General features: G+C 68.8%; 19 protein-coding genes and 1 pseudogene. 10 read left to right on the forward strand and 10 right to left on the reverse strand.

Annotated features, from left to right (window positions below):
- Nucleotides 1-116 precede the first annotated feature (116 nt).
- Nucleotides 117-572, forward strand: coding sequence for a hypothetical protein (locus tag ACWJIO_RS11270; RefSeq protein ID WP_480313440.1), 456 nt, complete (start codon nucleotides 117-119; stop codon nucleotides 570-572).
- On the opposite strand, the gene ACWJIO_RS11275 is transcribed toward ACWJIO_RS11270, so the two are convergent.
- The 3 genes from ACWJIO_RS11275 to ACWJIO_RS11285 form a co-directional block, all read right to left on the reverse strand.
- Nucleotides 504-2,069: a ferredoxin--nitrite reductase gene (locus ACWJIO_RS11275; RefSeq protein WP_480313441.1), complete on the reverse strand. Its 1,566-nt coding sequence runs from the start codon at nucleotides 2,067-2,069 to the stop codon at nucleotides 504-506. The genes ACWJIO_RS11270 and ACWJIO_RS11275 overlap by 69 nt on opposite strands.
- 282 nt (nucleotides 2,070-2,351) lie before the next feature.
- Nucleotides 2,352-2,558: a hypothetical protein gene (locus ACWJIO_RS11280; RefSeq protein ID WP_480313442.1), complete on the reverse strand. Its 207-nt coding sequence runs from the start codon at nucleotides 2,556-2,558 to the stop codon at nucleotides 2,352-2,354.
- Between the two features lie 50 nt (nucleotides 2,559-2,608).
- Nucleotides 2,609-2,758: a hypothetical protein gene (locus tag ACWJIO_RS11285; protein ID WP_480313443.1), complete on the reverse strand. Its 150-nt coding sequence runs from the start codon at nucleotides 2,756-2,758 to the stop codon at nucleotides 2,609-2,611.
- A gap of 247 nt (nucleotides 2,759-3,005) precedes the next feature.
- On the opposite strand from ACWJIO_RS11285, the gene ACWJIO_RS11290 reads away from it, so the two are divergent.
- Both ACWJIO_RS11290 and ACWJIO_RS11295 read left to right on the forward strand, forming a co-directional pair.
- Nucleotides 3,006-4,127: an anthranilate phosphoribosyltransferase family protein gene (locus tag ACWJIO_RS11290; RefSeq protein WP_480313444.1), complete on the forward strand. Its 1,122-nt coding sequence runs from the start codon at nucleotides 3,006-3,008 to the stop codon at nucleotides 4,125-4,127.
- A complete protein-coding gene (locus ACWJIO_RS11295) occupies nucleotides 4,117-4,605 on the forward strand; it encodes a nitrate reductase associated protein (protein ID WP_480313445.1) in 489 nt (162 codons plus the stop codon). Before ACWJIO_RS11290 ends, ACWJIO_RS11295 begins: the two co-directional genes overlap by 11 nt.
- Here the strand turns inward: ACWJIO_RS11295 and ACWJIO_RS11300 are convergent.
- Together ACWJIO_RS11300 and ACWJIO_RS11305 are read right to left on the reverse strand one after the other, a co-directional pair.
- Nucleotides 4,548-6,755, reverse strand: coding sequence for a molybdopterin oxidoreductase family protein (locus tag ACWJIO_RS11300; protein WP_480313446.1), 2,208 nt, complete (start codon nucleotides 6,753-6,755; stop codon nucleotides 4,548-4,550). The two genes, ACWJIO_RS11295 and ACWJIO_RS11300, sit on opposite strands and share 58 nt — an antisense overlap.
- Nucleotides 6,756-6,836: 81 nt before the next feature.
- The gene (locus tag ACWJIO_RS11305; protein ID WP_480313447.1) at nucleotides 6,837-8,402 is read right to left on the reverse strand and encodes a NarK family nitrate/nitrite MFS transporter; all 1,566 of its coding nucleotides are present in this window, start codon (nucleotides 8,400-8,402) and stop codon (nucleotides 6,837-6,839) included.
- A gap of 187 nt (nucleotides 8,403-8,589) precedes the next feature.
- On the opposite strand from ACWJIO_RS11305, the gene ACWJIO_RS11310 reads away from it, so the two are divergent.
- Nucleotides 8,590-9,261 carry a molybdenum cofactor guanylyltransferase gene (locus ACWJIO_RS11310; protein ID WP_480313448.1) on the forward strand — a complete coding sequence of 224 codons (672 nt, stop codon included), beginning with the start codon at nucleotides 8,590-8,592 and terminating at the stop codon, nucleotides 9,259-9,261.
- A 29-nt stretch (nucleotides 9,262-9,290) separates the two neighbouring features.
- Nucleotides 9,291-10,325 carry a GTP 3',8-cyclase MoaA gene (locus ACWJIO_RS11315; RefSeq protein WP_480313449.1) on the forward strand — a complete coding sequence of 345 codons (1,035 nt, stop codon included), beginning with the start codon at nucleotides 9,291-9,293 and terminating at the stop codon, nucleotides 10,323-10,325.
- On the opposite strand, the gene moaB is transcribed toward ACWJIO_RS11315, so the two are convergent.
- Nucleotides 10,322-10,831: a molybdenum cofactor biosynthesis protein B gene (gene moaB, locus ACWJIO_RS11320; RefSeq protein ID WP_480313450.1), complete on the reverse strand. Its 510-nt coding sequence runs from the start codon at nucleotides 10,829-10,831 to the stop codon at nucleotides 10,322-10,324. The genes ACWJIO_RS11315 and moaB overlap by 4 nt on opposite strands.
- 82 nt (nucleotides 10,832-10,913) lie before the next feature.
- On the opposite strand from moaB, the gene ACWJIO_RS11325 reads away from it, so the two are divergent.
- Complete coding sequence (locus ACWJIO_RS11325; protein WP_480313451.1) at nucleotides 10,914-11,276, forward strand: MoaD/ThiS family protein; 363 nt, start codon at nucleotides 10,914-10,916, stop codon at nucleotides 11,274-11,276.
- A 2-nt stretch (nucleotides 11,277-11,278) separates the two neighbouring features.
- Entirely contained in the window at nucleotides 11,279-11,731 is a 453-nt protein-coding gene (locus tag ACWJIO_RS11330) for a molybdopterin synthase catalytic subunit (RefSeq protein WP_480313452.1), read from the forward strand.
- Nucleotides 11,732-11,751: 20 nt separating this feature from the next.
- Here ACWJIO_RS11330 and ACWJIO_RS11335 read toward each other — a convergent pair whose 3' ends face one another.
- The 4 genes and pseudogenes from ACWJIO_RS11335 to ACWJIO_RS11350 all read right to left on the reverse strand — a co-directional run bounded on the left by ACWJIO_RS11335 (nucleotide 11,752) and on the right by ACWJIO_RS11350 (nucleotide 16,629).
- Complete coding sequence (locus tag ACWJIO_RS11335; protein WP_480313453.1) at nucleotides 11,752-12,996, reverse strand: molybdopterin molybdotransferase MoeA; 1,245 nt, start codon at nucleotides 12,994-12,996, stop codon at nucleotides 11,752-11,754.
- A 6-nt stretch (nucleotides 12,997-13,002) separates the two neighbouring features.
- Entirely contained in the window at nucleotides 13,003-13,497 is a 495-nt protein-coding gene (moaC, locus tag ACWJIO_RS11340) for a cyclic pyranopterin monophosphate synthase MoaC (RefSeq protein ID WP_480313694.1), read from the reverse strand.
- Between the two features lie 36 nt (nucleotides 13,498-13,533).
- Nucleotides 13,534-14,379 (reverse strand): annotated as a pseudogene (locus ACWJIO_RS11345) (HAD family hydrolase); the annotation flags it as partial.
- 69 nt (nucleotides 14,380-14,448) lie between these two features.
- Complete coding sequence (locus ACWJIO_RS11350) at nucleotides 14,449-16,629, reverse strand: HAD-IIB family hydrolase (RefSeq protein WP_480313454.1); 2,181 nt, start codon at nucleotides 16,627-16,629, stop codon at nucleotides 14,449-14,451.
- Between the two features lie 125 nt (nucleotides 16,630-16,754).
- On the opposite strand from ACWJIO_RS11350, the gene ACWJIO_RS11355 reads away from it, so the two are divergent.
- The 3 genes from ACWJIO_RS11355 to ACWJIO_RS11365 all read left to right on the forward strand — a co-directional run bounded on the left by ACWJIO_RS11355 (nucleotide 16,755) and on the right by ACWJIO_RS11365 (nucleotide 21,414).
- On the forward strand, nucleotides 16,755-17,999 hold the full coding sequence (locus ACWJIO_RS11355; protein WP_480313696.1) for an MFS transporter: 1,245 nt from the start codon (nucleotides 16,755-16,757) through the stop codon (nucleotides 17,997-17,999).
- A gap of 38 nt (nucleotides 18,000-18,037) precedes the next feature.
- The gene (gene ppk1 / locus ACWJIO_RS11360) at nucleotides 18,038-20,188 is read left to right on the forward strand and encodes a polyphosphate kinase 1 (protein ID WP_480313455.1); all 2,151 of its coding nucleotides are present in this window, start codon (nucleotides 18,038-18,040) and stop codon (nucleotides 20,186-20,188) included.
- Nucleotides 20,189-20,421: 233 nt separating this feature from the next.
- Entirely contained in the window at nucleotides 20,422-21,414 is a 993-nt protein-coding gene (locus tag ACWJIO_RS11365) for a sigma-70 family RNA polymerase sigma factor (RefSeq protein WP_480313456.1), read from the forward strand.
- Nucleotides 21,415-21,440: the final 26 nt, after the last annotated feature.

A 21,440-nucleotide genomic window follows, 5' to 3' on the forward strand; every position in this document is an offset into this window, starting at 1 on the left:
CACCGGCGACTGGGCCCAGGGGGATTGTTCTGTAGCCACCGATACGTTTGGTGTGGGGAACAGGCTGGCTTCAGGCATCGGCTCTATCAAGGAACCAGGAACGAGAGCAAAAGACCATGGGCCAGAGAACAAAGGCTGGATGCGTCTCCCAGGCCAACCGGGCCAGTGATCAGGGCAGCCAGCAGGGACCCCCTGGGCGGATTGACGGCGCCAGGCTCGCTGCCGTGAAGGAACAGCAGCTCCTGGTGAGCCTGGCGGAGCAGCTGGCCCAGGCCCAGTTCCGCCAGGCAGACCAGGTGCGCAGCCGGCGTCTCTGGCAGGAGGCGGCGCTGCTGGAACTCGATCCCGAGCGGCTCATCCACCTGCTGTACGCGGGCGAGGGGAGCGGAGATCGGCAGGCCCTGGTGCAACTGGATCAACGCTGGTGTCGCCACCAGGCCAGCCGATCCGGCACTGGATCGGTGGGCTCCTGGCTGCGCAACAGAGTGTTCAAGCAGAGACCCTCAGGCAGCCGCGGCCTTCCGGCGTGCTCCGAAGCGCTCGACCAGCAGCTGCTCCATCACGTCCGGTAGGTCGCTGAGCGGCACGCCCTTGTCGTGCAGCTCAGCCAGCCTGGGGTCGGCGTCCATGGAGCCTCCGAGGAAGATCTTCACCGCCTCCACCATCTCGCCGTCTTTGCGCGTCTTGGCACCCATCAGGCCGATCTGGCCCATGTAGGGCTGGCCGCAGGCGTTGGGGCAGCCGGTCCAGTGGGTGCGCACCCCGTGGGGCAGCTCCACCCGCCGCTCCAGCTCCTCAACCAGCTCCTGGGCCGTGCTCTTGGTGGGAATCAGGGCAAAGCTGCAGTAGGCGTTGCCGGTGCAGCTCACGGCCTCGGCCTGCAGGGGCCCTGGATCGGGGCGGAAGCGTTGCAGCAGGGGCTCGGCCAGCAAGGCCTCCTGGCTCGCTTCCGGCACGTCCACGATCAGGGCGTTCTGGGCCTCGGTGAGCCGCAGTTCAGCGCTGCCGTACTGCCGGGCCAGACCGGCCAGGGCCAGCATCGCCTCGGCATCGAGGCGGCCCATGGGCACGTGCAGGCCCATCCAGCCGAGCCCCGCCTGGGCCTGAGCATTCCAGCCGAGGCCATCCCGGGGGGCCCGCGTCACCAGGTGGCTGCCGTCGTGGCGCTGCAGGGACTCCGTCGCCTCGGCGCCGGCCAGGGTGCCATAGGCCGCCGTGACCGCCTCGCGGTAGGCCTCCAGCCCGAGCTCATCGATCAGATACATCAGCCGGCTCTTGTTGCGCAGCTTGCGGTTGCCGTTCTGCTCGAAGTGCAGCAGCACGGCCAGGGCGAAATCGGGCAGCTGATCGGCCCGCAGCCAGAGACCGAGCGGAATGGCGAGTTCGTTGCGCTGGGCGGAGAAGAAGCCGCCCACCATCACGGTGAAACCGAGCTCGCTGCCGTGATGGGCGGGCAGGAAGGCGAGATCGTTGTGGAGCAGGAAGCTGTCGGGGGCACCGCCCACGGCCACGTTGAACTTGCGCGGCAGGTTGCGGGGGCCGTCGGGCTGGAACAGCCGTGCCTGGATCGCCTGCACGAGGGGGCGGGTGTCGACGATCTCCTCGGGATCGATGCCGGCCAGGGGGTTGCCGGTGATGTTGCGCGGGTTGTCATGTCCCGACTGGCGACTGGTCAGGCCCACCCGCTCCATGGCCTGCAGCAGCGGCGGCATGTCCTCGAACAACAGGCCCCGCAATTGCAGGTTCTGGCGGGTGGTGATGTCGGCGCTGCCGTGCTCGCCGCAGCGATCCACCGCCTCGGCGAGCAGTTCGAGCTGCTCAGCGCTGACCACGCCGTTCGGGAGCCGCAGCCGCAGCATGAAACGACCCGGGGTGACGGGACGGAAGAAGATACCCATCCACTTGAGCCGGATGGTGAGGGTGGCCTCGTCGAGGCTGTCCCAACCGGCGGCGGCCAGCTCGGCCAGCTGGGGTTGCAGATCGAGGCCGCAGAGATCGGCCTTGGCCTGCTCCACCTTGGTGAGGTCGGAGCTGGGGGCGGGCGCAGCGGGGGTGCTGGAAGAGCTCATAGAAGAGGGATACGGCGCACCAGTGCACGCCTAGACAACGCGGCCGTGAGCGGGGACCCCATGGCAACACCAAGCGCAGCCCCAGGGATCGGGAGGGGATGCGGCCGGTGAACGCCAATGAGGGATGCGTTGTCCGGAATGGGAGGGCGGCGCAATGGCGCTGCAGCTCCCCTTCGAGATGAACTGGGATCTGCAATCACAGACCTGGCCCGATCCTGCAGGCGCGGGCCGGGACCGGGTGTCGTGGTCGTTACGGATCTGTTATCCCTGACCCGGCTGGCCTCAGCGCTCGCCCAGGGCACTCCAGAGGCTGGCGGGATGGGCCACCACCGAGGCGGCTCGCCCGGTGGAGGCGGCAGGCGCCGCGTCGCGAGGCAGTTCGGCCAGCAGTTGAACCCCCAGGGACCCCACCACAAACATGCCGACGAAGGCGAGGGCAACGCCGAGAGGGGAGCTGGCGCTACGGGTGGTCTGCAGCGGAGTGGCCATGGCGGAGCTGCCGAAGAACAGACTCCAGTATCGAAGCTGGATGAGGGGATTCAGAAGCGGGCGCCAGCTGGGGGGGCAGGGCTCCAGGCCCCCACCAGAGCTGATCCGGGCGCCTCGAAGACGCTGTTGGGCCGCAGCTCAAGGCTCACCAGACCATGCAGGCAGCCGAGCAGAAGCCCGCAGCAGGCAGCACATCGCATCGGCTCACCCAGGCGTGAGCATCGACTGTCTCCAGCCAGGGGGTCATCGGGATGCAGCAGTTGGTACCGAACCGAAGCCTCCTGGCCCCGGCGCCAATCTTCAGGATGACTTCCGTGTCGGTTGATACTTCTTTTCCATGCTGGCCTTTGTTCGGTGGGTCACACGCTGAACGATCACTGGTGACAGCATGGAGTTCTCGACCATGCAGCCCGTGCGGCGCTCGCTGCCCCCTCCCCTCAGCCCTTGATGGCGCTCCCCTCCGGCACCCTGCCCAACGCCACGCCTGAGAACGGACTCAACGGCCACGCCCCTGCTGCTGCGGAGCTTCTGACTGGCCGGGAGCGCTTCAAGCACTACCTGCAGAAGGTGGGCAGTGGCGAGCACACCAGCCGCGGCCTCAGCCGGGAGGAGGCCGCCCACGCGCTGGAACTGATGCTGCTGGAGGAGGCCACACCGGCCCAGACCGGCGCCTTCCTGATCGCCCATCGGATCCGGCGGCCCGAGCCCCAGGAACTGGCCGGGATGCTGGATGTCTACCGGCGCCTGGGGCCAAGTCTCACCAGTGCCGTGCCAGCCCTCTGCTTCGGCATGCCCTTTGACGGCCGCACCCGCACGGCCCCCATCTACCCGCTCACGGCCCTGGCCCTGAGTGCGGCCGGGCTGCCCGTGGTGCTGCAGGGCGGGGCCCGCATGCCGGTGAAATACGGGGTGACGGCCATGGAGCTGTTCGCCGCCATGGGGCTGAAGCTGCACGGGCTGGACCTGGCCACGGTGCAGGCGGGGCTGACGCAGCACCGCCTGGCCCTGGTGCACCAGCCGGATCACTTCCCACTGGCCGAGAGCCTCACGCCGGTCCGCGACGACCTCGGCAAGCGCCCCCCCGTGGCCAGCCTTGAGTTGCTCTGGACCGCCCATCAGGGCCCCCATCTGCTGGTGAGCGGCTTCGTCCATCCCCCCACCGAAAGCCGGGCCTGGAAGGCCCTGGAACTGGCCGGGGAGGCTGTCACCATCACCGTGAAGGGGCTGGAAGGCAGCACAGACCTGCCGATCAGCCGCGCCTGCATCACGGCCCGGGCCGAGGGGGGTGAGGGGGAGCGGCTGATTCTTCACCCTCGCGACCACGGCTGTTACGACACCGATGCGCTTTGGCAGGATCTGGAGAGTTGGCGCGAGCAGGCCCTCGCCGCCCTCGGCGGCCAGGGCCCCCTGGCCACAGCTCTGATCTGGAACACCGGGGCCTACCTCTGGTATGGCGGTGTTTGCCAGGATCTGGCTGCGGGCGTGGTCCGCGCCACGCAACTGGTCGAGAGCGGCGCGCTGCTCACCCAGCTGCGCAACCTGATCCAGTGGAGACACGATGCTTCCTGAAGGCTCCCATCCTTCCTCCCACTGCTTCGGCTTCGAGCGCGACTTCGTGGGCAACTGGCGCTGCATTCCCCTCTGCCTGCGCCGCAAGCTCGATCTCTGCGGTGTGAAACTGCGACTCAACCACTGGCTGGCGCTCTCGGAAGCCCAACGCAATCAGCTGGTGCTGTGGCCCGACGGCCCCGATGACCTGGCGGCCATGGCCGTCGACCTGCAGGCCAGCACGGCGGCCATGGCGGACGGCGGGGTCGCGTCCCTGCCCATCCCCCACGACGCCCCCTGGCAACACCCCGGCGTCCCCCCGCTGGACGTGAGCCACTCAGCCGCAGCGCTGGGCTACGCGCTGGGGCCTGACCAATGGAATGCGCTCTCGGAGCTGGAGCGCTTTGCCCTCTGCAAGCTGGCCCGCCCCGGCCACGACCATCACAACCTGCCCGCGGCCCTGAGGGAACTGTTTCCCAGCGCCGGGGCCGAGGCCTGAACCCGGGCTACAACGACGGCGGCGGCCTTGAGCTCGGGCTGCCTGGAGATCGGGCAGGCCTGCTCGTGCAGCAGGGCATTGGCCTCACAGGCCTGCTCCTGCATGAAGCCCCAGTGCATCGGCAGAAACACGGTGCCCGGTCGGATGCGCTCGGTCACCGCCGCCTTGGCCGTGATCGTGCCGCGCAGCGAGCGGATTTCGGCCATGGCGCCATCGTCCAGGCCGAGGGGCCCGGCATCCTCAGGGTGGATCTCCAGCAGGGGCTCGGGGTGCAGGGCGTTGAGGCGAGGCACCTTGGCCGTGCGCGTCATGGTGTGCCACTGGCCCAGGTAGCGGCCCACCGTGAGCACCAGGGGATAGGTCTCACTGGGAGGCTCCGCCAGGCCCATGGGCTGCTCGGCGATGAAGCGGGCCCGACCGCTGGCGGTGGGGAAGTGGTAGTCGGTGTAGAGGCGCCGGGGCTCCTGGCCGGGGACCGAGCCGCTGGGGAACGGCCACTGCTGGGGGCCCTCCCTGGCCAGCAGGCCGTGGCTGAGGCCGGAGTGGTCGCACAGACGGCCGGCGGTGAGGGCGGCCAGCTCGGCGTAGACCTCCGCCGCGGAGGCGTAGCTGAAGGGCTCGACGAAGCCGAGCCTGCGGCCCACCTCCGCGAACACCTGCCAATCGGGGCGGGCCTCGCCGGGGGGCGGCCGAAAGGCCGGGCAGAGGGTGACCCGCCGCTCTGAATTCACCATCACGCCGGGCTTTTCGCTCCACTGGGCCGCCGGCAGCAGCAGGTGGGCGTACTGGGCGGTCTCGGTGTCGGCATAGGCATCACTGAGCACCACCATCGGGCAGCGGCTCACGGCGGCCTTGACCCGCTCCAGGTTGGGCATGCTCACCAGGGGGTTGGTGGCCGCCACCCACCAGAGATCGAGGGCGCCACATTCCATCGCCTCCACCTGGCGCCAGGCATCGAGACCAGGGGCGGGATCGATCGTGCCGGCCCCGAACCCCCAGGCCGCCTCCACCGTGGCCCGGTGGGAGGGATCAACCACGGTGCGGTAGCCCGGCAACAGGTGGGCCAGGCCACCGGCTTCGCGGCCACCCATGGCATTGGGCTGGCCGGTGAGGGAGAAGGGCCCCGCTCCCACCTTGCCGATCTGGCCGGTGAGCAGGTGCAGGTTGATCAGGCCCGCCACCTTGGCGGTGCCCTCCACGCTCTGGTTGAGGCCCATCGACCAGAGGCTGAGCACGCTGGGGGCCTGGCCCCAGAGCTGGGCCAGCTGCCGCAGGGCCGCCTCAGGGATGCCGCACAGCCGGCTGACCCGCTCGGGGGTCCAGGCCTGCAGGAGTTCGGCATAGGCGGCGAAGCCCTCGGTGGCCTCCTCGATGAACTCCACGTCGATCGTGAGCGCCTTCACCATCAGATGGGCCAGGCCGTGCATCAGCACCAGGTCGGTGCCGGGGCGAATGGCCAGGTGCAGGTCGGCCGCGTCACTGGTGGCCGTCTGCCTGGGATCCACCACCACGATGGTGACGCTGCCGGGCTGGCGGCGTTTGCGCTTCAGCAGCCGCTGAAACAGCACCGGATGGCACTCCGCCGTGTTGGTGCCGATCAGGAAGGCCACGCCGCAGTGGTCGAGATCCTCGTAGCAGCAGGGGGGGCCATCGGAGCCGAGGCTGCGGGCATAGCCCGCCACGGCCGAACTCATGCACAGGCGCGAGTTGGCATCGAAGTTGTTGGTGCCGATCGCGCCCTTGAGCAACTTCTGGGCGACGTAGTAGTCCTCGATGTGAAACTGGCCGGAGCCATACATGGCGATCGTTCCGGGGCCCTTGCTGGCCAGGGAGCTGCGGATCCGGGCCACGATGCGATCGAGGGCCGCGTCCCAGCTGATCGGCTGGAAGGGCTCCTCCAGGCTGGCGCGAGCCAGGGGCTGGCTGAGCCGACCGTGGCGCAGGGTGTCGCAGACGGTCGCCCCCTTGATGCAGACCTGTCCCAGGCTGGAGGGATGGCGCCGGTCCCCCCTGGTACCCCAGAGGGGAAGGCCGTCGGCATCCCGCCGGGTGGGCTGATTCTTGGCGGCAGGGGGCAGCAACTCAAGGCCGCAGCCCACGCCGCAGTAGGGGCACTGGGAGCGCGCCGAACCGGGTGGGGAAGCAGCCATGGAGCTCACGGAACAGGCGGACGAAAAAGCAGGGCAGACCCAGGGCCTGCCCCACAGCAGCGATGCGGTTGATGTCGCGGATCAGACCCCCGTCGCGGCAGCCTCAGCTGTTTCTCCTTCGTGGAGATCAGCGAAGGATCCCTTGGGCTCCTTCAGCACGAAGTAGCAGAGGAAGCCAACGATCAGACCAGCCACGCCCAGCACCTGGAAGAAGGCACTGTTGGAGGCCGCCACCACGGCGGGGGTGGGTTCGGCATCGGCGGCACCGGACAACCACAGCGGCAGCAGGCTGTAGATGGTGAGATAGGCCACGGCGCCCACGTTGCCGTAGGCACCCACCATGCCGGCGATCTGGCCGGTGACCCGACGCTTGACCAGGGGAACGATGGCGAAGGTGGATCCCTCCCCAGCCTGCACAAAGAAGGAGCAGACCATGGTGATCACCAGAGCCAGCACGATGCCGGCGGAACCGACGAACGTTCCCGGCTGGATCATGCTCATCAGCAGATAGCCGAATCCAAGGCCAACGGTGAGGAAGCCCATCGTGGACTTGCGCGATCCGAGCTTGTCGGAGAGCAGTCCACCGCCTGGACGCGCCACCAGGTTCACGAATGCGAAGGCCGAGGCCAGGATTCCCGCTGTGGCCTTGGGCAGGTCAAAGGTGGTTTCGAAGAAGGTGGGAAGCATCGACACCACGGCCAGCTCCGAGCCGAAGTTCACGATGTAGGTGAGCTCCAGGATGGCCACCTGCTTGAACTCATAGCGATCCTGCTTGGGATACACCTTGGTCCCGGCGATCAACTCCTTGTTGGTGCGGATGATGCCCCAGGTCTGGAAACCGAAGAACAGCAGCACCAGCACAATAGCGATGGCAAAGCCGGTGTCATCGAGGAACTTCACCTTCTGAAGACGCCAGGCGAGCACGGCCAGAATCACGCCGAAGGGCACGTTCATGCCGATCAGGCCCCAGAAGTCCCGCATGGAAGTTACCTCCAGGCCAGCGGTCTTGGCGGGGCGCTGGTAGGTCCGGCCAGGCGGCGTGTCCTCAACGTTGAGGTAGTAGAAGACGCCGTAGATGGCGGCAATGATGCCGGAGAGGGCAATCGCTCCGCGCCAGTTCAGCACGATGCCATCAACGGCGAAACCACCACCGAATGACAGCCAGCCGGCCAGGGTCACCATGGTGAGCGCCGAGAAGGCGGAGCCGAAGTTGCCCCAGCCCCCGTAGATGCCTTCAGCCAGGCCGATCTCCTTGGGCGGGAACCATTCGGCCACCATGCGAATGCCGATCACAAAGCCGGCACCCACGATCGAAAGCATGAGGCGAGCCACCACCAGCTGGTTGAAATCCTGGGCAAAGGCGAACAGCAGACAGGGGAAGGCCGAAAAAATCAGTAGCGCCGAGTAGGTAAGGCGGGGCCCGTATTTGTCGAGCAGCATCCCGATCAGGATGCGTGCCGGAACGGTGAGGGCCACGTTGCAGATCGCAACGGTGCGAATCTGGGGAACGGTGAGGCCAAGATCAGCCTTGACGGTGGTCGCCAGCGGCGCCAGGTTGAACCAGACGACGAAAGTAAGAAAGAATGCAAACCAGGTGAGATGAAGTGTCTTGTATCTCCCCTGGAGAGACCAGAGTTCACCGAGCATATCAAAGTGGAATTATGATCGAAGCTTCCGAACGCTGAGCCAGACCTGATGAGCGGCGCATCATGCAAGCCGCCCGGCAAGTACACCAGACAGTCTGATTCTTTTCTGTGGTTGACGCTACCGAGATCAGCGGATGCCCCTTCACGCGCTTCGAGCTGATGACTCCCACATCCTTGTCAGGGCGCCCATGCCGAACCCGACCCCGGCCCCCCTGCGTTGCTGCCTGCTGAGTGGCGGCGGCAGCCGACGCATGGGCCAGGACAAGGCCCTGCTGGGCCATCCCGCCGGGGGCAGCTGGCTCAGCCACACCCTGGAGCTGCTGGCCGAACTGGAGGCCCCGATCAGCCTCTGCAGCAATCACCAGAGCCATCGGCAGCTGGCAGAGCGCCTGCGGGGGTGCAGGGGGCTAAGCCATGGCCTGCCACTGGCGGTACCCCTGGACCTGATCGAGGAACCCGTCCCCCCCCAGGGCCCCCTGCAGGCCCTGGGCCATCTGATGCAGTGCCACCCCGGCGAGCGCCTGCTGCTCTGCCCGGTCGACATGCCCTGGCTGGATCGGCCCAGCCTCGACCAGCTGCTGCGCAGCGCCGAGCAGCGGCCCCAGCAGCTGTGCGTGGCCACCGATGGCACGCGCCTGCACCCCCTGCTCGGGATCTACCCCGCCACCGAAGTCCTGCGCAGCGATCTGCACGCCTGGCTGGCCGGTGGGGAGCGCAGCATGCACAGCTGGCTGGCCCGCCACACCATCCACCCCGTGCCGCTCCCCGCCACCGCCCTGCACAACTGCAACCGCCCCGAAGACTGGCCGGGGGCTGGGCCCGCCGGGCTCGTCAGTCCGGCGCCCCGGGCGACAGGCTGACAGCACCGTTGCCTTCGCGTTCCGCCGCCGTGGTTGTTGCCGCTCTGGACCAGCTGGGCCGGCGCCCCGGGGTGCTGCGGCTGTCCCTGACGGCGCGCTGCAATCTGGCCTGCCCCTACTGCTGCCCCGACGACCGGGACCCTCCGGAGTTGCTGCAGCTGGAGGAGCGGCGCAGCCTGATTGCCGTGGCCGCCGGCCTGGGCTTCTCGAGCCTGCGGCTCACCGGTGGCGAACCCCTGCTGCATCACGGCCTGGAGGCCCTGATCAGCGCGGTGCAGGAGCTGCGCCAACCCTCTGGGCTGCGGGAGATCGCGCTCACCACCAACGGCGTGCTGCTCACGGCCGAGCGGGCCAGGGCCCTGCGGCAGGCCGGCCTCGACCGGATCACGATCAGCCTCGACGGGGCCGATGGGGCCAGCGTGGCGCTCATGAGCGGCCGGGCCACCCAGGGCGAGCTGCTGCTGGCCCGGGTGCTGGCCGCCGTCAGCCACGCCCGCGAGGCGGGCTTCGATCCTGGGCGCGGTGAGCTCAAGCTGAATGCGGTGATCGATCGGCGCCGCAACGCCGACCAGCTGCTTCCCCTGGCCGCCCTGGCCAGGCGGCTGGGGGTGGAGCTGCGCCTGATCGAGTTCATGGATGTGGGCAACCGCAACGGCTGGAGCCCAGACCAGGTGCTCACCGCCGCTGAGATGGTGCAGCGGATCGGCGCCCGCTGGCCACTGCAGCCCCAGGGCCGGGCCCATCACGGCACCGCCAGCCGCTGGCGCTACCTGGACCGCGATGACGACCTGCACCTGGCCGTGGTGGCGTCGATCTCGGCGCCGTTCTGCGGCGACTGCAACCGGCTGCGGGTGACGGCCGATGGCCAGGCCTACACCTGCCTGTTCGGCACCGCCGGCACTGACCTCAAGCCCTGGCTGCGGCCGCGGCCCGATGCGGCCGGACTGCGCACCAGGCTGCAGGCGCTGTGGAGCCAGCGGCGCGATCGCTACAGCGAAGAGCGGGCCAGCCTGGAGGCGGGAGCCGCTCTTCCCCACGCCGAGATGGCCTACCTGGGCGGCTAGGCGCCGCTGGGTTCCCCCAGGCGGGGCAGCAGCTGCACCAGGTTGCAGGGACGGGTCCCGGCGCTGAGCTGGGCCTGGATCAGCCGGTCCCAGGCGGTCTGAACTGCATCGAGGGACCCTGGCAACACGAACACCACGGTGCTGTTGGCCACCCCGGCCAGGCAGCGGCTCTGCAGGGAGCTGGTGCCGATGGTCTCGAAGGAGAGCACCCGGAACAGTTCGCCGAAGCCGTCGATCGTCTTGTCCAGCAGCGGCGCCACGGCCTCGGGGGTGCCATCCCGGCCGGTGAGGCCTGTGCCGCCGGAACTGATCACCACCTGCACGGCGGGGTCGGCGATCCAGCTGCTCAGAACCGCGCGGATGCGGTAGCGGTTGTCGGGCACCAGCTGCCGATCCGCCAGCCGGTGGCCCGCCGCCTGCAGGCGCTCCAGCAGGGCGTCACCGGAGTGGTCTTCCGCCAGGGTGCGGCTGTCCGACACGGTGAGCAAGGCAATGGCAAGACCCACCCGAATCGGATCCAAAGCGCCATTGTGGGTCCATTGAACCCGGCTTCAGGCCCCTGCGCTGCAGGGCCCTCAGCCGCCAGCCATGCCGAAGCCAGCCCTGGGTCAGAGCAACGCGGAGCAACCGCTGTGTGGCGGTGGTGGCGTCACTGGCGCCGGCAGCGGCGGCGAGCTGCGGGTGCTGCTGTTCGCCTCCCTGCGGGAGCGGGCCGGCTGGAGCGAACGGCAACTGGCCCTGCCGGCACGGGAGCCGGTCACGGCCCTGGAGATCTGGGAGCAGCTGGGACTCGCTGAGCCGGAAGAACCAGCCTCCAGCACCTCCACCCCTGTCCGCCGGGGCTGGCCGGCCGGCCTGCGCGTGGCCATCAACCAGCGCTTCGCCGCGGCGGAGCAGCCCCTGCAGGCGGGCGACGAGCTGGCCTTCCTGCCGCCGATCAGCGGAGGTTGAGCGTGGAGCTGACCCTCGCGCTCCAGCCCCAGCCATTCGATCCGCTGCATCACCTCGAGGGCTGGCAGCGGGCGCAGGCCGATGGGCCACGCGGAGCCAGCGCCGCTGAAGCCTGGTTCATCGGCCGGGTGCGGGGCCACGACGGCCGGGGGGAGCCCCTGGAGGCCCTGGAGCTGGAGCACTATCCCGGCATGACGGAGCACTGCCTGCGCAGCCAGGCCGAGCAGCTGGGCCGGCACCATGGCGCCAGCGCCCTGCTGGTGCAGCACCGGGTGGGGCGGGTGCGGCCGGGCGAGGCGATCGTGCTGGTGGCCGTGGCCGCTGACCGGCGCGGCCCCGCCCAGCGCTGCTGCCAGGCCCTGCTGGAGGCCCTCAAGCACGACGCGCCGTTCTGGAAACGGGAGTGGCTGCGCAGTGGCGAGAGCCGCTGGGTGGAGGGCAACACCGCCTTCTGAGGCCCCAAGGGGCCGCCGCCCTAGAAGATCGGCAGCCGCAGCAGCTGGGCCCAGACGCTGGCCCCCGCCTCGAGGCCAGCGCAGTCGGCGGGGAGTTCCAGCAGCAGGTCTGCCCCCTGCAGCGAGCCGATCCGGGAGGAGGCCTGGCTGCCTTCCAACCGGGCCAGGAGCTGGCCCCCAGGCCCCACCTCCAGGCGGGCCCGGGCCAGCTCAGGCCGGCCCGGGGAACGCCGCAGGGGCGTGGCCAGCTGCACCTGCAGGCGCGGCAGCAGCGCCACCTCGGCGCCCTCCAGCCGCTGCAGGGCCGGCCAGAGCAGCTGCAGCGCCGTGATCGCCGCCGCCACCGGGTTGCCCGGCAGCCCGAAGAACGGCCGGCCCAGCACCGCCCCGAAGGCAAAGGGGCGGCCCGGCCTGAGGAACAGCTTCCAGAACGCCACGGCGCCCAGCTCCTCCACCAGGGGACGGATCCAGTCGCTGTCGCCCGCCGACACCCCACCGGTGCTCACCACCACATCGCAGCTGGCCGCGAGCTGCTCAAGGGACCGCCGCAGACTCTGCGGGTCATCGGCCACCACCAGGCGGGCCTGAACGCCGTAGCCCAGCCGCGCCAGCAGAGCCTCCAGCAGGGTGCCGTTGCTCTCCCAGATCGCCCCCGCTGGCCGCGGCTGCCCCACCGGCGTGAGCTCATCACCGCTGATCAGCAGACCCAGCCGCGGCTGCGGCCGCAGCGGCAGGGAGGCCACGCCGCAGCTGGCCAGCCGCGCCAGGTCGGCGGGCCCCAGGCGCTGGCCGGCCTCGATCAGCACCTGGCCGGGGGCAGCCTCCTCGTCGGCCGCCCGGATCCAGGGGTTGGCTCCAGCCTCGCGCTGCAACACCAGCTCGGTGCCGGCCGGATCGACCCCCACCAGCTCCTGGGGCAGCACCCGCTGCGAGCCCTCAGGCAGCGGCGCCCCCGTGAGAATGCGCAGGGCCTCGCCGCTCTGCAGCGGGCGCTCGAACGGAGCGCCGGGAGCGGAGCGGCCCACCAGCCGCCAGCGGCTGCCGAGCGGTGGCGGCGCGGCCGAGCCTGCCAGGGCATAGCCATCCATGATCGAGGCCCTGAACCCCGGCACGGCCTGGGCCGCCACCACCGCCGCGGCCGTGACCCGGCCCAGCGCCGCGGCCAGGGGCGCCTCTTGCGAGCCGGAGAGCGGTTGCAGGGCCTCCAACACCTGGCGGCGAGCGACGTCCAGCGGCAGGCCCTCGGCGGGGAACGGTTCGGCCATGACGTCTCAGACCTCTGCTTCGGGGCGGACCCAGAGCCCGTGGCGACCTCCGTCCTTGCGCACCAGCCGCACCGGCCCGATGGTCATGGCGGGATCCTGGGACTTCACCATGTCGTAGAGGGTGAGCAGACCCACCTGAACCGCCGTGAGCGCTTCCATCTCCACCCCGGTGGGGCCGGTGGTGCGGGCCGCCACCTCCACCCTGAGGCCGGAGCGCCGTGCCGCGGGCTCGATCGTCACGTCCAGGCCGGTCAGGGCCAGGGGGTGGCAGAGAGGAATCAGCTCCGAGGTGCGCTTGGCCGCCTGAATCGCCGCCACCCGGGCCACGGCGAGCACATCCCCCTTGGCGGTGCGGCCCTCCAGCACAGCCGCCAGCAGCGCCGGATCCATGCTGATGAAGCCCTCCGCCACGGCGCTGCGCAGGCTGGGGGGCCGCTCCCCCACCTCCACCATGCGGGCCTCGCCGCGGCTGTTCAGGTGGGTGAGCGCTGGCACGTCCAACCAGGCCGCGGCGCCGGGGCAGTGGTGCACCACCCCCTCCACCACCCCCGCGGCGTAGTTGCCGTTCATGCCCATGAACTCCCCCTGGGCCAGATAGAGCTGCTGCCGGGCGGGAGCGGGCAGGCCCAGGGCCTGCTTCACCGCCGGGTCGGCATTGGCCACCAGGATCGAGCGCAGCTCGCTCTGGAGCACCGGCAGGTCATTGCCGCTGTCGCCGGCGAAGAGGGTGTCGTCAAGGCCAAAGCCCAGCTGGTCCATCAGGAAGCGCACGGCGTGCAGCTTCGTGGCCGAGGCGGGCAGCACATCCAGCAGACCCACGCCGGCGGCCCCGTCCAGGCTGTGGATCACGCTGGCCGCCACCCCCTCCTGCGCCAGCCGCGCCTCGATCAGGGCCCGCAGCGGTGCCACCTCCAGGGCCGGATCCACATAGAAGCTCAGCTTGTGGAGGCTCTGGCGGCTGGGCTCCTGCAGCCGCAGCTGCGGCAGGTCCTCCAGCAGCGGCCACAGGGCCTCGCCGCTGCGGCCGCCCCAGTCGGCGGCGATCGCCCCATCCCAGCCCCGCTGCCGGATCCAGCCAGACGGCGCCACCTCCAGGATGGTGGTGCCCACGTCGGCGACCACCCAGGCCGGCACGGGCAGGGAGTAGCGCTCGATCGCCTCGGCCACCAGGGCCGGATCCCGGCCCGACACATAGGCCAGGGTGACCTGGGGCCGCTGCACCAGGCGGGCGAACAGGCTCCGGGCCTCGCTGGATTCGCTCTGGTGGCCGTTCGGCACCAGGGTGCGGTCGAGATCACTGCAGAGCAGCAACTGCGAGGGGGGCAGCGGCCCTTGGCCAGCCTGAAGTAGGGGTTGCAAAGCCGAGTGGGGATCGGAGGCCATCAGCCGAGGGGACCCTCCCCACACGTCTGCACCCGCCAAGTCTGGCGCGGAGGGGTGCCGGTCCAGGCGCTAGAGGCTGAGGAAGTCGTAGTGGTCGATGGCCTCGAGAATGCCCCGGGCGTGGGACTGGGAGGCCAGGTAGATGTGTTCCGTCTCGCCCAGGTTGGAGAGTTCCTCGCAATGGCGGTTGGCCACCACCACGCCGAGGGTGTTGCCGCGCAGCATGTCTTCATCGCCCCCGGAACCGCCCGTGACCAGGATGCGCTCCAGGGGAATCCGCCAGCGCTGGGCCGCGAAGCGCAGGGCCTGGCCCTTGGAGGCCCTGGCCGGCACCAGATCGAGATACTGCCCGAAGGACAGGGTGAGATTCACCGAGAGCTCATGCTGCCGCAGCAGGGCCCGCACCTCTTCCATCGGCGGCGCCAGAGCGGCGTCGTAGTGATACGACAACTTGAAGGTGCTCTGTTCGTTGCGCGCCTGCAGCTGCAGCCCCGGCAGTTCCCGCAGCAGCCGCCGGATCATCCACGGTGTCCACAGATGGTTGATGTGGGAGGCCCAGGCCAGGTCGGGCAACCAGTTCGGCGAGTAGTAGATCTCCGTGCCCAGGCTGGTGATCAGGATGTCCGGCAGGGGGATGCCGTACTCACGGATGATGCCCAGCAACGAATCGAGGCGGCGGCCGCTGGCGATGCCGAACAGCCAGTCGTTGCCCCGCCCCCTGAGCACGGCACTGAGCTGGTCGAGGCCGGCCCGGTCGCCCAGCAGGGTGTTGTCCACCGCGGTGAACAGGGCCTTGGTATGGCCCCGGGTGCTGCGCACCATCGGTGGTGCCGGCACGTCGAGGCTGCCCTCCACCAGGTGGTGCAGTTTGTGCAGGTAGGTCTCGGCGTGGGCGTCCCAGGAGTAATGGCAAGCCACCAGGCGGGCACCGTTGCGAGAGAAGGTCTGCCAGCGGCGGGAGTCGGCCAGGATCGCCAGCAGGGCCTCGGCAATGGCCTCGGTGTTGAGTGGATCCACCAGCAGGCCATTGCGGCAGTTGGCGATGATGTCCACCGGACCGCCGTTTTCGGTGGCCACCACGGGCAACCCGCTGGCGGCAGCCTCGAGCAGCGTCAGCCCGAACGGCTCGGTGAGGGCCGGGTTGATGAACACCCCCCGCGAGGCCGCCGCGAGGCGGTAGATCATCGGCACCTGCTCGGCGCTGTGGTGCTTGGGCAGGGCCACCCGGCCCTGGAGCCCGTGGCTGTCGATCGCCAGCAACAGCTCGATGAACACAGCCTGGGGACCCTCGTCGAGGTCGCGGATGTCATCGCGGTTGCCGGCCACGATCACCAGGTTGGCCAGCTCCTGCAGGGCCAGGCTGGCGCCATAGGCCTCCACCAGGGTGATCAGGTTCTTGCGCAGATCAGGCCGAGACAGGGCCAGGATGATCGGCTTCTGCGGCTGTTTCAGAAACGCGTCGAGACTGGTCTTGAACGCCTCGGCGACAGCGAGCTCGTGGTCTGAGACCGCAGCCGGCGCGGCCTCTGGCCGATGGAACTGCTCGAGATCGGTGCCCGGCGGAATCACCACCATCTTGGCGGGGATGTAGCCGTCATAGAGCCCGTATTGATCCTCGATCTCATTGCGGGTGCTGGTGATCACCAGGGAGGCCTGGGTGATCACCTCTTCCTCGGCATCGATGCGGCGCGAGATGTTGTATCGGCTCTCGATCTGCTCCAGCGACAGCCCCATGGAGAGCAGCCGCCGGTACTTGTCCCGCCCCAGGGAGTGGCCGGTGTGCACCAGGGGCAGGCCGGTGCGGTGGGCCAGCCTCACTCCCACATAGCCGGCATCGGCGTAGTGGCTGTGCAGCACATCGGGCCGCTGGGGCTGGGCCTGGATCCAGGCCAGCAGGTTGTCGGTGAAGCTGTCGAGGTGGTCCCAGAGCTCCTCCTTGCGCAGGTACTCCGCCGGACCGGCCTCGATGCGCACGATCCGGGCCCCGGGCCCGAGCGGCTCCAGCGGCACGGCGTAGTCGGCGCTCACAGCCGGATCGGCCACCAGCCGGGTGACCAGATCCACCCCCGCCACCTGGGGGTGGCGAGCCAGCGCCCGGGTGAGCTCCACCACATATTTGCTCTGGCCGCCCGTGTCAGCATCGCGGCCCAGTTCCAGCTCGTGGCCGCGGATGAGGCCATGCAGGCTGATCAGCAGCAGGCGCAGCGGCGCTGCGGAACCGCCGGGCTCAGACTCGGACTGGGCTGGCAACGGGATGGCGACAGGCAGCGGGGAGCGGCTCAAGCCTGATGGAAGAAGAGCCAGGGGGCAAGGAAGCGCCGGCGGCAAGGGGCCATGGGAGGGTGAGATCACGTCTCTGCGTGCCCGTGGCCCCTTTGCAGCGTTCGCGCAATTCCACCCTGGCCTGCGCCTTCCTCACGCTGCTCAACGACCGCCTGAGCGAGTCGCTGATCTTTCCACTGCTGCCCTTTCTGCTGGCGGGGTTCAGCAGTGATGGCCGCATTCTCGGACTGCTGGCCGGCAGCTATGCCCTGGCCCAGTTCAGCTTCACGCCGCTGATCGGCGCCCTCAGCGACCACCTGGGCCGCCGCCCCGTGATCGCGGGTTGCGTGGGCGGATCGGTGCTCGGCCTGGGCCTGTTCGCCCTCACCCTCTCGATCGACTGGAGCTCGATTCCCTGGGCGGCCGGCAGTGCCCTGCCCCTGGGCCTGCTCTTCCTGGGACGGCTGGTGGACGGCGTCAGCGGCGGCACCGCCGCCACCGCCAGCGCCGCCCTGGCGGACATCACCCCGCCGGAGAAGCGGGCCAAGGCCTTCGGCCTGATCGGGGTGGCCTTCGGACTCGGTTTCATCCTGGGGCCGGCCATGGGCGGACTGCTGGGCCGCATCAACGTGATCCTGCCGCTGATGATCGCCGTGGGCATTGCGGTGCTCAACCTGGTGCTGGTGCTGGCGGTGCTGCCGGAGACCCATCCCCCCGAGGCGCGCCTGCCCCTGCCGCGGCGCCGCGACCTGCAACCCTTCAGCCAGCTGGCGCGGGTGTTCAGCAACCCCCAGGTGCGCCGCCTCTGTGCCGCCTTCTTTCTGTTCTTTCTCGGCTTCAGCGGCTTCACCGCCGTGCTGGTGCTCTATTTCAAGCAGGCCTTCGACTGGGGCCCGGGCCTGGCCGGTGCCGCCTTCCTGGTGGTGGGCCTGGTCGCCACCGTGGTGCAGGGGGGCCTGATCGGTCCGCTGGTGAAGCGCTTCGGTGAGTGGCGGCTGAGCCTGGCCGGCCTCGGTTTCGTGATCGCAGGCTGCCTGCTGGTGGCCCTGGCAGACCGCAGCAACGCCACGACGCTGGTGTTCAACGGCGTGGGCCTGCTGGCCCTGGGCACCGGACTGGTGACGCCCTGCCTGCGCTCCCTGGTGTCCCGCCGGCTCGACGATTCCGGCCAGGGGGCCGCCCTGGGCAGCCTGCAGGGACTGCAGAGTCTGGCGGGCTTCATCGGCCCGCCCCTGGGGGGCCTGGCCTTCGAGACGATCAGCTGGAGAAGCCCGCTGTGGCTCGGCATCGCCCTGATGCTGGGGGTCGTGGCGCTGGTGGCTGGAGGACTGCCGGGCCGCTCCGTCAAGTCAGGCTGATACCCGAGCCGGCCCGAACCGATTGCTACCTTTCAGCCATGCCTTCAGCCCAGCCAGCCCCAATCGTCGCTCCCGAGCTCTACATCAACCGGGAGCTGAGCTGGATCGAGTTCAACTACAGGGTGCTGGCCCAGGCCCTCGATGAACGCACGCCGCTGCTGGAGCAGGCCAAGTTCAGCGCGATCTTCAGCAACAACCTCGACGAGTTCTTCATGGTGCGGGTGGCTTCGCTGAAGTCACAGGTGGACGCCGGGGTGGCCACCCTCAGCGATGACGGCCTCACGCCCCAGCAGCAGCTCGAGGCGATCCAGACCAAGCTCCGCCCCCTGCTGGAGCTGCAGCAGCAGCACTACCGCCACTCGCTCAAGAGCCATCTGGCGGAGTACGGCCTGCTGATGATCGACTACGCCAATCTCAATGAGGCCCAGCGCCACTGGGTGGACGACTACTTCCGCTCCGCCATCTTCCCGGTGCTGACCCCCCTGGCGGTGGACCCCTCCCACCCCTTCCCCTTCATCAGCAACCTCAGCCTCAACGTGGCGGTGCTGGTGCGCGACCCCGACACCGGTCAGCAGGAGTTCGCCCGGGTGAAGGTGCCCCAGAAGAACCTGCCCCGCTTCGTGCAGATCCCCACCGAGCTCAGTGGGCGCCATCCCGCCCCAGTGTTCAGCGCCGTGCCGCTGGAGCAGGTGGTGGCCTTCAACCTGCAGCTTCTGTTTCCCGGGATGAGCGTGGAGGGCCACTACTTCTTCCGTGTCACCCGCGATGCGGATCTGGAGCTGCGCGATCTGGAGGCCGACGACCTGATGGAGGCCCTTGAAGAAGGCCTGCGCAAGCGTCGCCGCGGCGGCGAGGTGGTGCGGCTGGAGGTGGCCGACGAGGTGCCTGAATCTGTGCTGCAGCTGCTGATGCAAGGCACCGACGTGGAAGCCGAGGACGTCTACCGGATCAGCGGCCCCCTGGGGCTCGACGATCTGATGAGCCTGCTGGCCGTGCCCCTGCCCCAGCTCAAGGACCGGCCCCACAAGGGCCGCACCAGCCCGGTGCTGGCCCGCGCCCAGAAGGGCCTGCTGGAGGACGGTTCCCTCAAGGCGGAAGAGTTCGAGAGCATCTTCTCGGTGATCCGCCGGGGGGATGTGCTGCTGCAGCATCCCTACGACCTGTTCTCCACCTCCGTGGAGGAGTTTCTGAATCAGGCGGCGGACGATCCGCTGGTGCTGGCGATCAAGATGACGCTCTACCGCACCTCCAGGGACTCGGCCGTGATCGCTGCCCTGATCCGGGCCGCCGAGAACGGCAAACAGGTGATGGCCCTGGTGGAGCTGAAGGCCCGCTTCGATGAGGACAACAACATTCAGTGGGCCAAGCGCCTGGAGAGCTCCGGCGTGCATGTGGTGTACGGCGTGCTGGGTCTGAAGACCCACACCAAGATCCTGCTCGTGGTGCGCAAGGAAAAGGAGCGACTGAACAGCTACGTGCACATCGGCACCGGCAACTACAACGCCAAGACCTCCAGCCTCTACACCGACTTCGGCCTGCTCACGGCGAGGCCCGAATTCGGTGCCGATCTGGTGGAGCTGTTCAACTACCTCACCGGCTTCTCCAAGCAGCAGAGCTTCCGCCGCTTGCTGGTGGCCCCGGTGACGCTGCGCAAGCGCAAGCTGGGGTTGATCCAGCGCGAGATCGAGCATGCCAGGGCCGGCCGAGGTGGCCATGTCAGGGCGAAGATGAACTCGCTGGTGGATCCGCTCATCATTGCCCTGCTCTATGAGGCCTCCCAGGCCGGCGTGTCGATCGAGCTGGTGATTCGCGGCATGTGCAGCCTGCGCCCGGGCCTGGAAGGGATCAGTGACAACATCCGGGTGGTGAGTGTGATCGGCCGGTTCTTGGAGCACTCGCGTGTGTTCTGGTTTGGCAACGCCGGTGAACCTGAGGTGTATTTAGGCAGTGCCGACTGGATGAGCCGCAACCTGGACCGCCGGGTGGAAGCCGTGGCCCCAATCGAGGATCCGGCCCTGCGCCACCAGCTGGAAGGGGTGCTTGATCTCTACCTCAACGACGCCGGTGGCTGGCACATGCGCTCGGATGGCAGCTTTGAGCAGCCTCCCAGCGATGGCGAGGGCAAGCGGGCTCAGGTCAGCCTGATGGAGCGCTGGCGAGGCGGCCTCACCCCGGCGCGCTCGGCCTGACTCGCAGGGCTTGACCGGAGCGGACCAAGAGGTAGCCTCCGGTGAGGTTAAGCACCAAGAGGGCGACACAGCCCGAAGGCTTGGCACAGCCAGAGGGCTTGATTGAGTCGATGAAATGCATCGGTAGACACAAAACAAGCCCTGGATGGATGGCAATTCAGAAAGTCTTCGCAATCCCACGCTTGCCTTGAGGCCAGCAGTGCTACATTCCGGCCACATTCAAATTCGGAGGCATGGGTGTGGGGACACCATTGCAATCCGGTTCAGACGTCAACTTGATTGGCGTTAAAAAGCCGGCGGCAGCTTCAAAATCGCGCACCACAGGCTCGCGGCCCTCGGGTCGGTTGAGCGCCGATTCCATCGGTTGGTATCTCAGCAACATCGGTCGTGTGCCACTTCTCACGCCGGCTGAAGAAATTGAACTGGCCCATCATGTTCAGGCCGGCAAGCGTCTCCAGCAAGTTACGCTCGAGGAGCTGACGCCCAAGCACAAGCGCCAGATCCGCATGGCCCAGAGGGCCCGCGATCGCATGATGGCCGCCAACCTGCGCCTGGTGGTGAGCGTGGCCAAGAAGTACCAGAACCAGGGCCTGGAGCTGCTGGATCTGGTCCAGGAAGGAGCCATAGGCCTGGAGCGCGCCGTCGACAAGTTCGATCCGGCCATGGGCTACAAGTTTTCCACCTATGCCTACTGGTGGATTCGTCAGGGCATGACGCGGGCGATCGACAACAGCGCCCGCACGATCCGCCTGCCGATCCACATCAGCGAGAAGCTCTCGAAGATGCGGCGCATCACCAGGGAGCTCTCCCATCGGCTCGGGCGGCAGCCCAACCGCCTGGAGCTGGCCCATGCCATGGACATGCGGCCCCAGGATCTCGAGGAGCTGATGGCCCAGAGCGCCCCCTGCGCCTCCCTCGACGCCCACGCCCGCGGCGAAGAGGATCGCAGCACCCTGGGAGAGCTGATCGCCGATCCGGCCAGCAACGAGCACTTCGATTCGATGGATCGCCACATCCAGAAGGAGCACCTCGGAGCCTGGCTCTCCCAGCTCAACGAGCGAGAGCAGAAGATCATCCGGTTGCGCTTCGGCCTGGAGGGTTCCGAACCCCTCACTCTGGCTGAAATCGGGCGACTGATCAACGTGTCCCGCGAGCGGGTGCGCCAGCTCGAAGCCAAGGCGATCATGAAGCTGCGGCTGATGAGCAACTACCACCAGGCGGCCTGACCCCCATGCCGATGGGGCGACCCTGA

It is taken from the genome of Paraciimarium castrense LEGE 11436 (genome assembly GCF_056633055.1).

What these genes read in the sequence shown, in the direction of transcription:
- ACWJIO_RS11325 (WP_480313451.1), top strand. Translation starts at nt 10,914, where the DNA reads ATGCCGAAGCCAGCCCTGGGTCAGAGCAACGCGGAGCAACCGCTGTGT.
- ACWJIO_RS11275 (WP_480313441.1), bottom strand. Translation starts at nt 2,069, where the DNA reads ATGAGCTCTTCCAGCACCCCCGCTGCGCCCGCCCCCAGCTCCGACCTC.
- ACWJIO_RS11335 (WP_480313453.1), bottom strand. Translation starts at nt 12,996, where the DNA reads ATGGCCGAACCGTTCCCCGCCGAGGGCCTGCCGCTGGACGTCGCTCGC.
- ACWJIO_RS11285 (WP_480313443.1), bottom strand. Translation starts at nt 2,758, where the DNA reads ATGCGATGTGCTGCCTGCTGCGGGCTTCTGCTCGGCTGCCTGCATGGT.
- ACWJIO_RS11300 (WP_480313446.1), bottom strand. Translation starts at nt 6,755, where the DNA reads ATGGCTGCTTCCCCACCCGGTTCGGCGCGCTCCCAGTGCCCCTACTGC.
- ACWJIO_RS11305 (WP_480313447.1), bottom strand. Translation starts at nt 8,402, where the DNA reads ATGCTCGGTGAACTCTGGTCTCTCCAGGGGAGATACAAGACACTTCAT.
- ACWJIO_RS11280 (WP_480313442.1), bottom strand. Translation starts at nt 2,558, where the DNA reads ATGGCCACTCCGCTGCAGACCACCCGTAGCGCCAGCTCCCCTCTCGGC.
- ACWJIO_RS11290 (WP_480313444.1), top strand. Translation starts at nt 3,006, where the DNA reads ATGGCGCTCCCCTCCGGCACCCTGCCCAACGCCACGCCTGAGAACGGA.
- ACWJIO_RS11270 (WP_480313440.1), top strand. Translation starts at nt 117, where the DNA reads ATGGGCCAGAGAACAAAGGCTGGATGCGTCTCCCAGGCCAACCGGGCC.
- ACWJIO_RS11310 (WP_480313448.1), top strand. Translation starts at nt 8,590, where the DNA reads ATGCCGAACCCGACCCCGGCCCCCCTGCGTTGCTGCCTGCTGAGTGGC.
- ppk1 (WP_480313455.1), top strand. Translation starts at nt 18,038, where the DNA reads ATGCCTTCAGCCCAGCCAGCCCCAATCGTCGCTCCCGAGCTCTACATC.
- ACWJIO_RS11295 (WP_480313445.1), top strand. Translation starts at nt 4,117, where the DNA reads ATGCTTCCTGAAGGCTCCCATCCTTCCTCCCACTGCTTCGGCTTCGAG.
- ACWJIO_RS11365 (WP_480313456.1), top strand. Translation starts at nt 20,422, where the DNA reads ATGGGTGTGGGGACACCATTGCAATCCGGTTCAGACGTCAACTTGATT.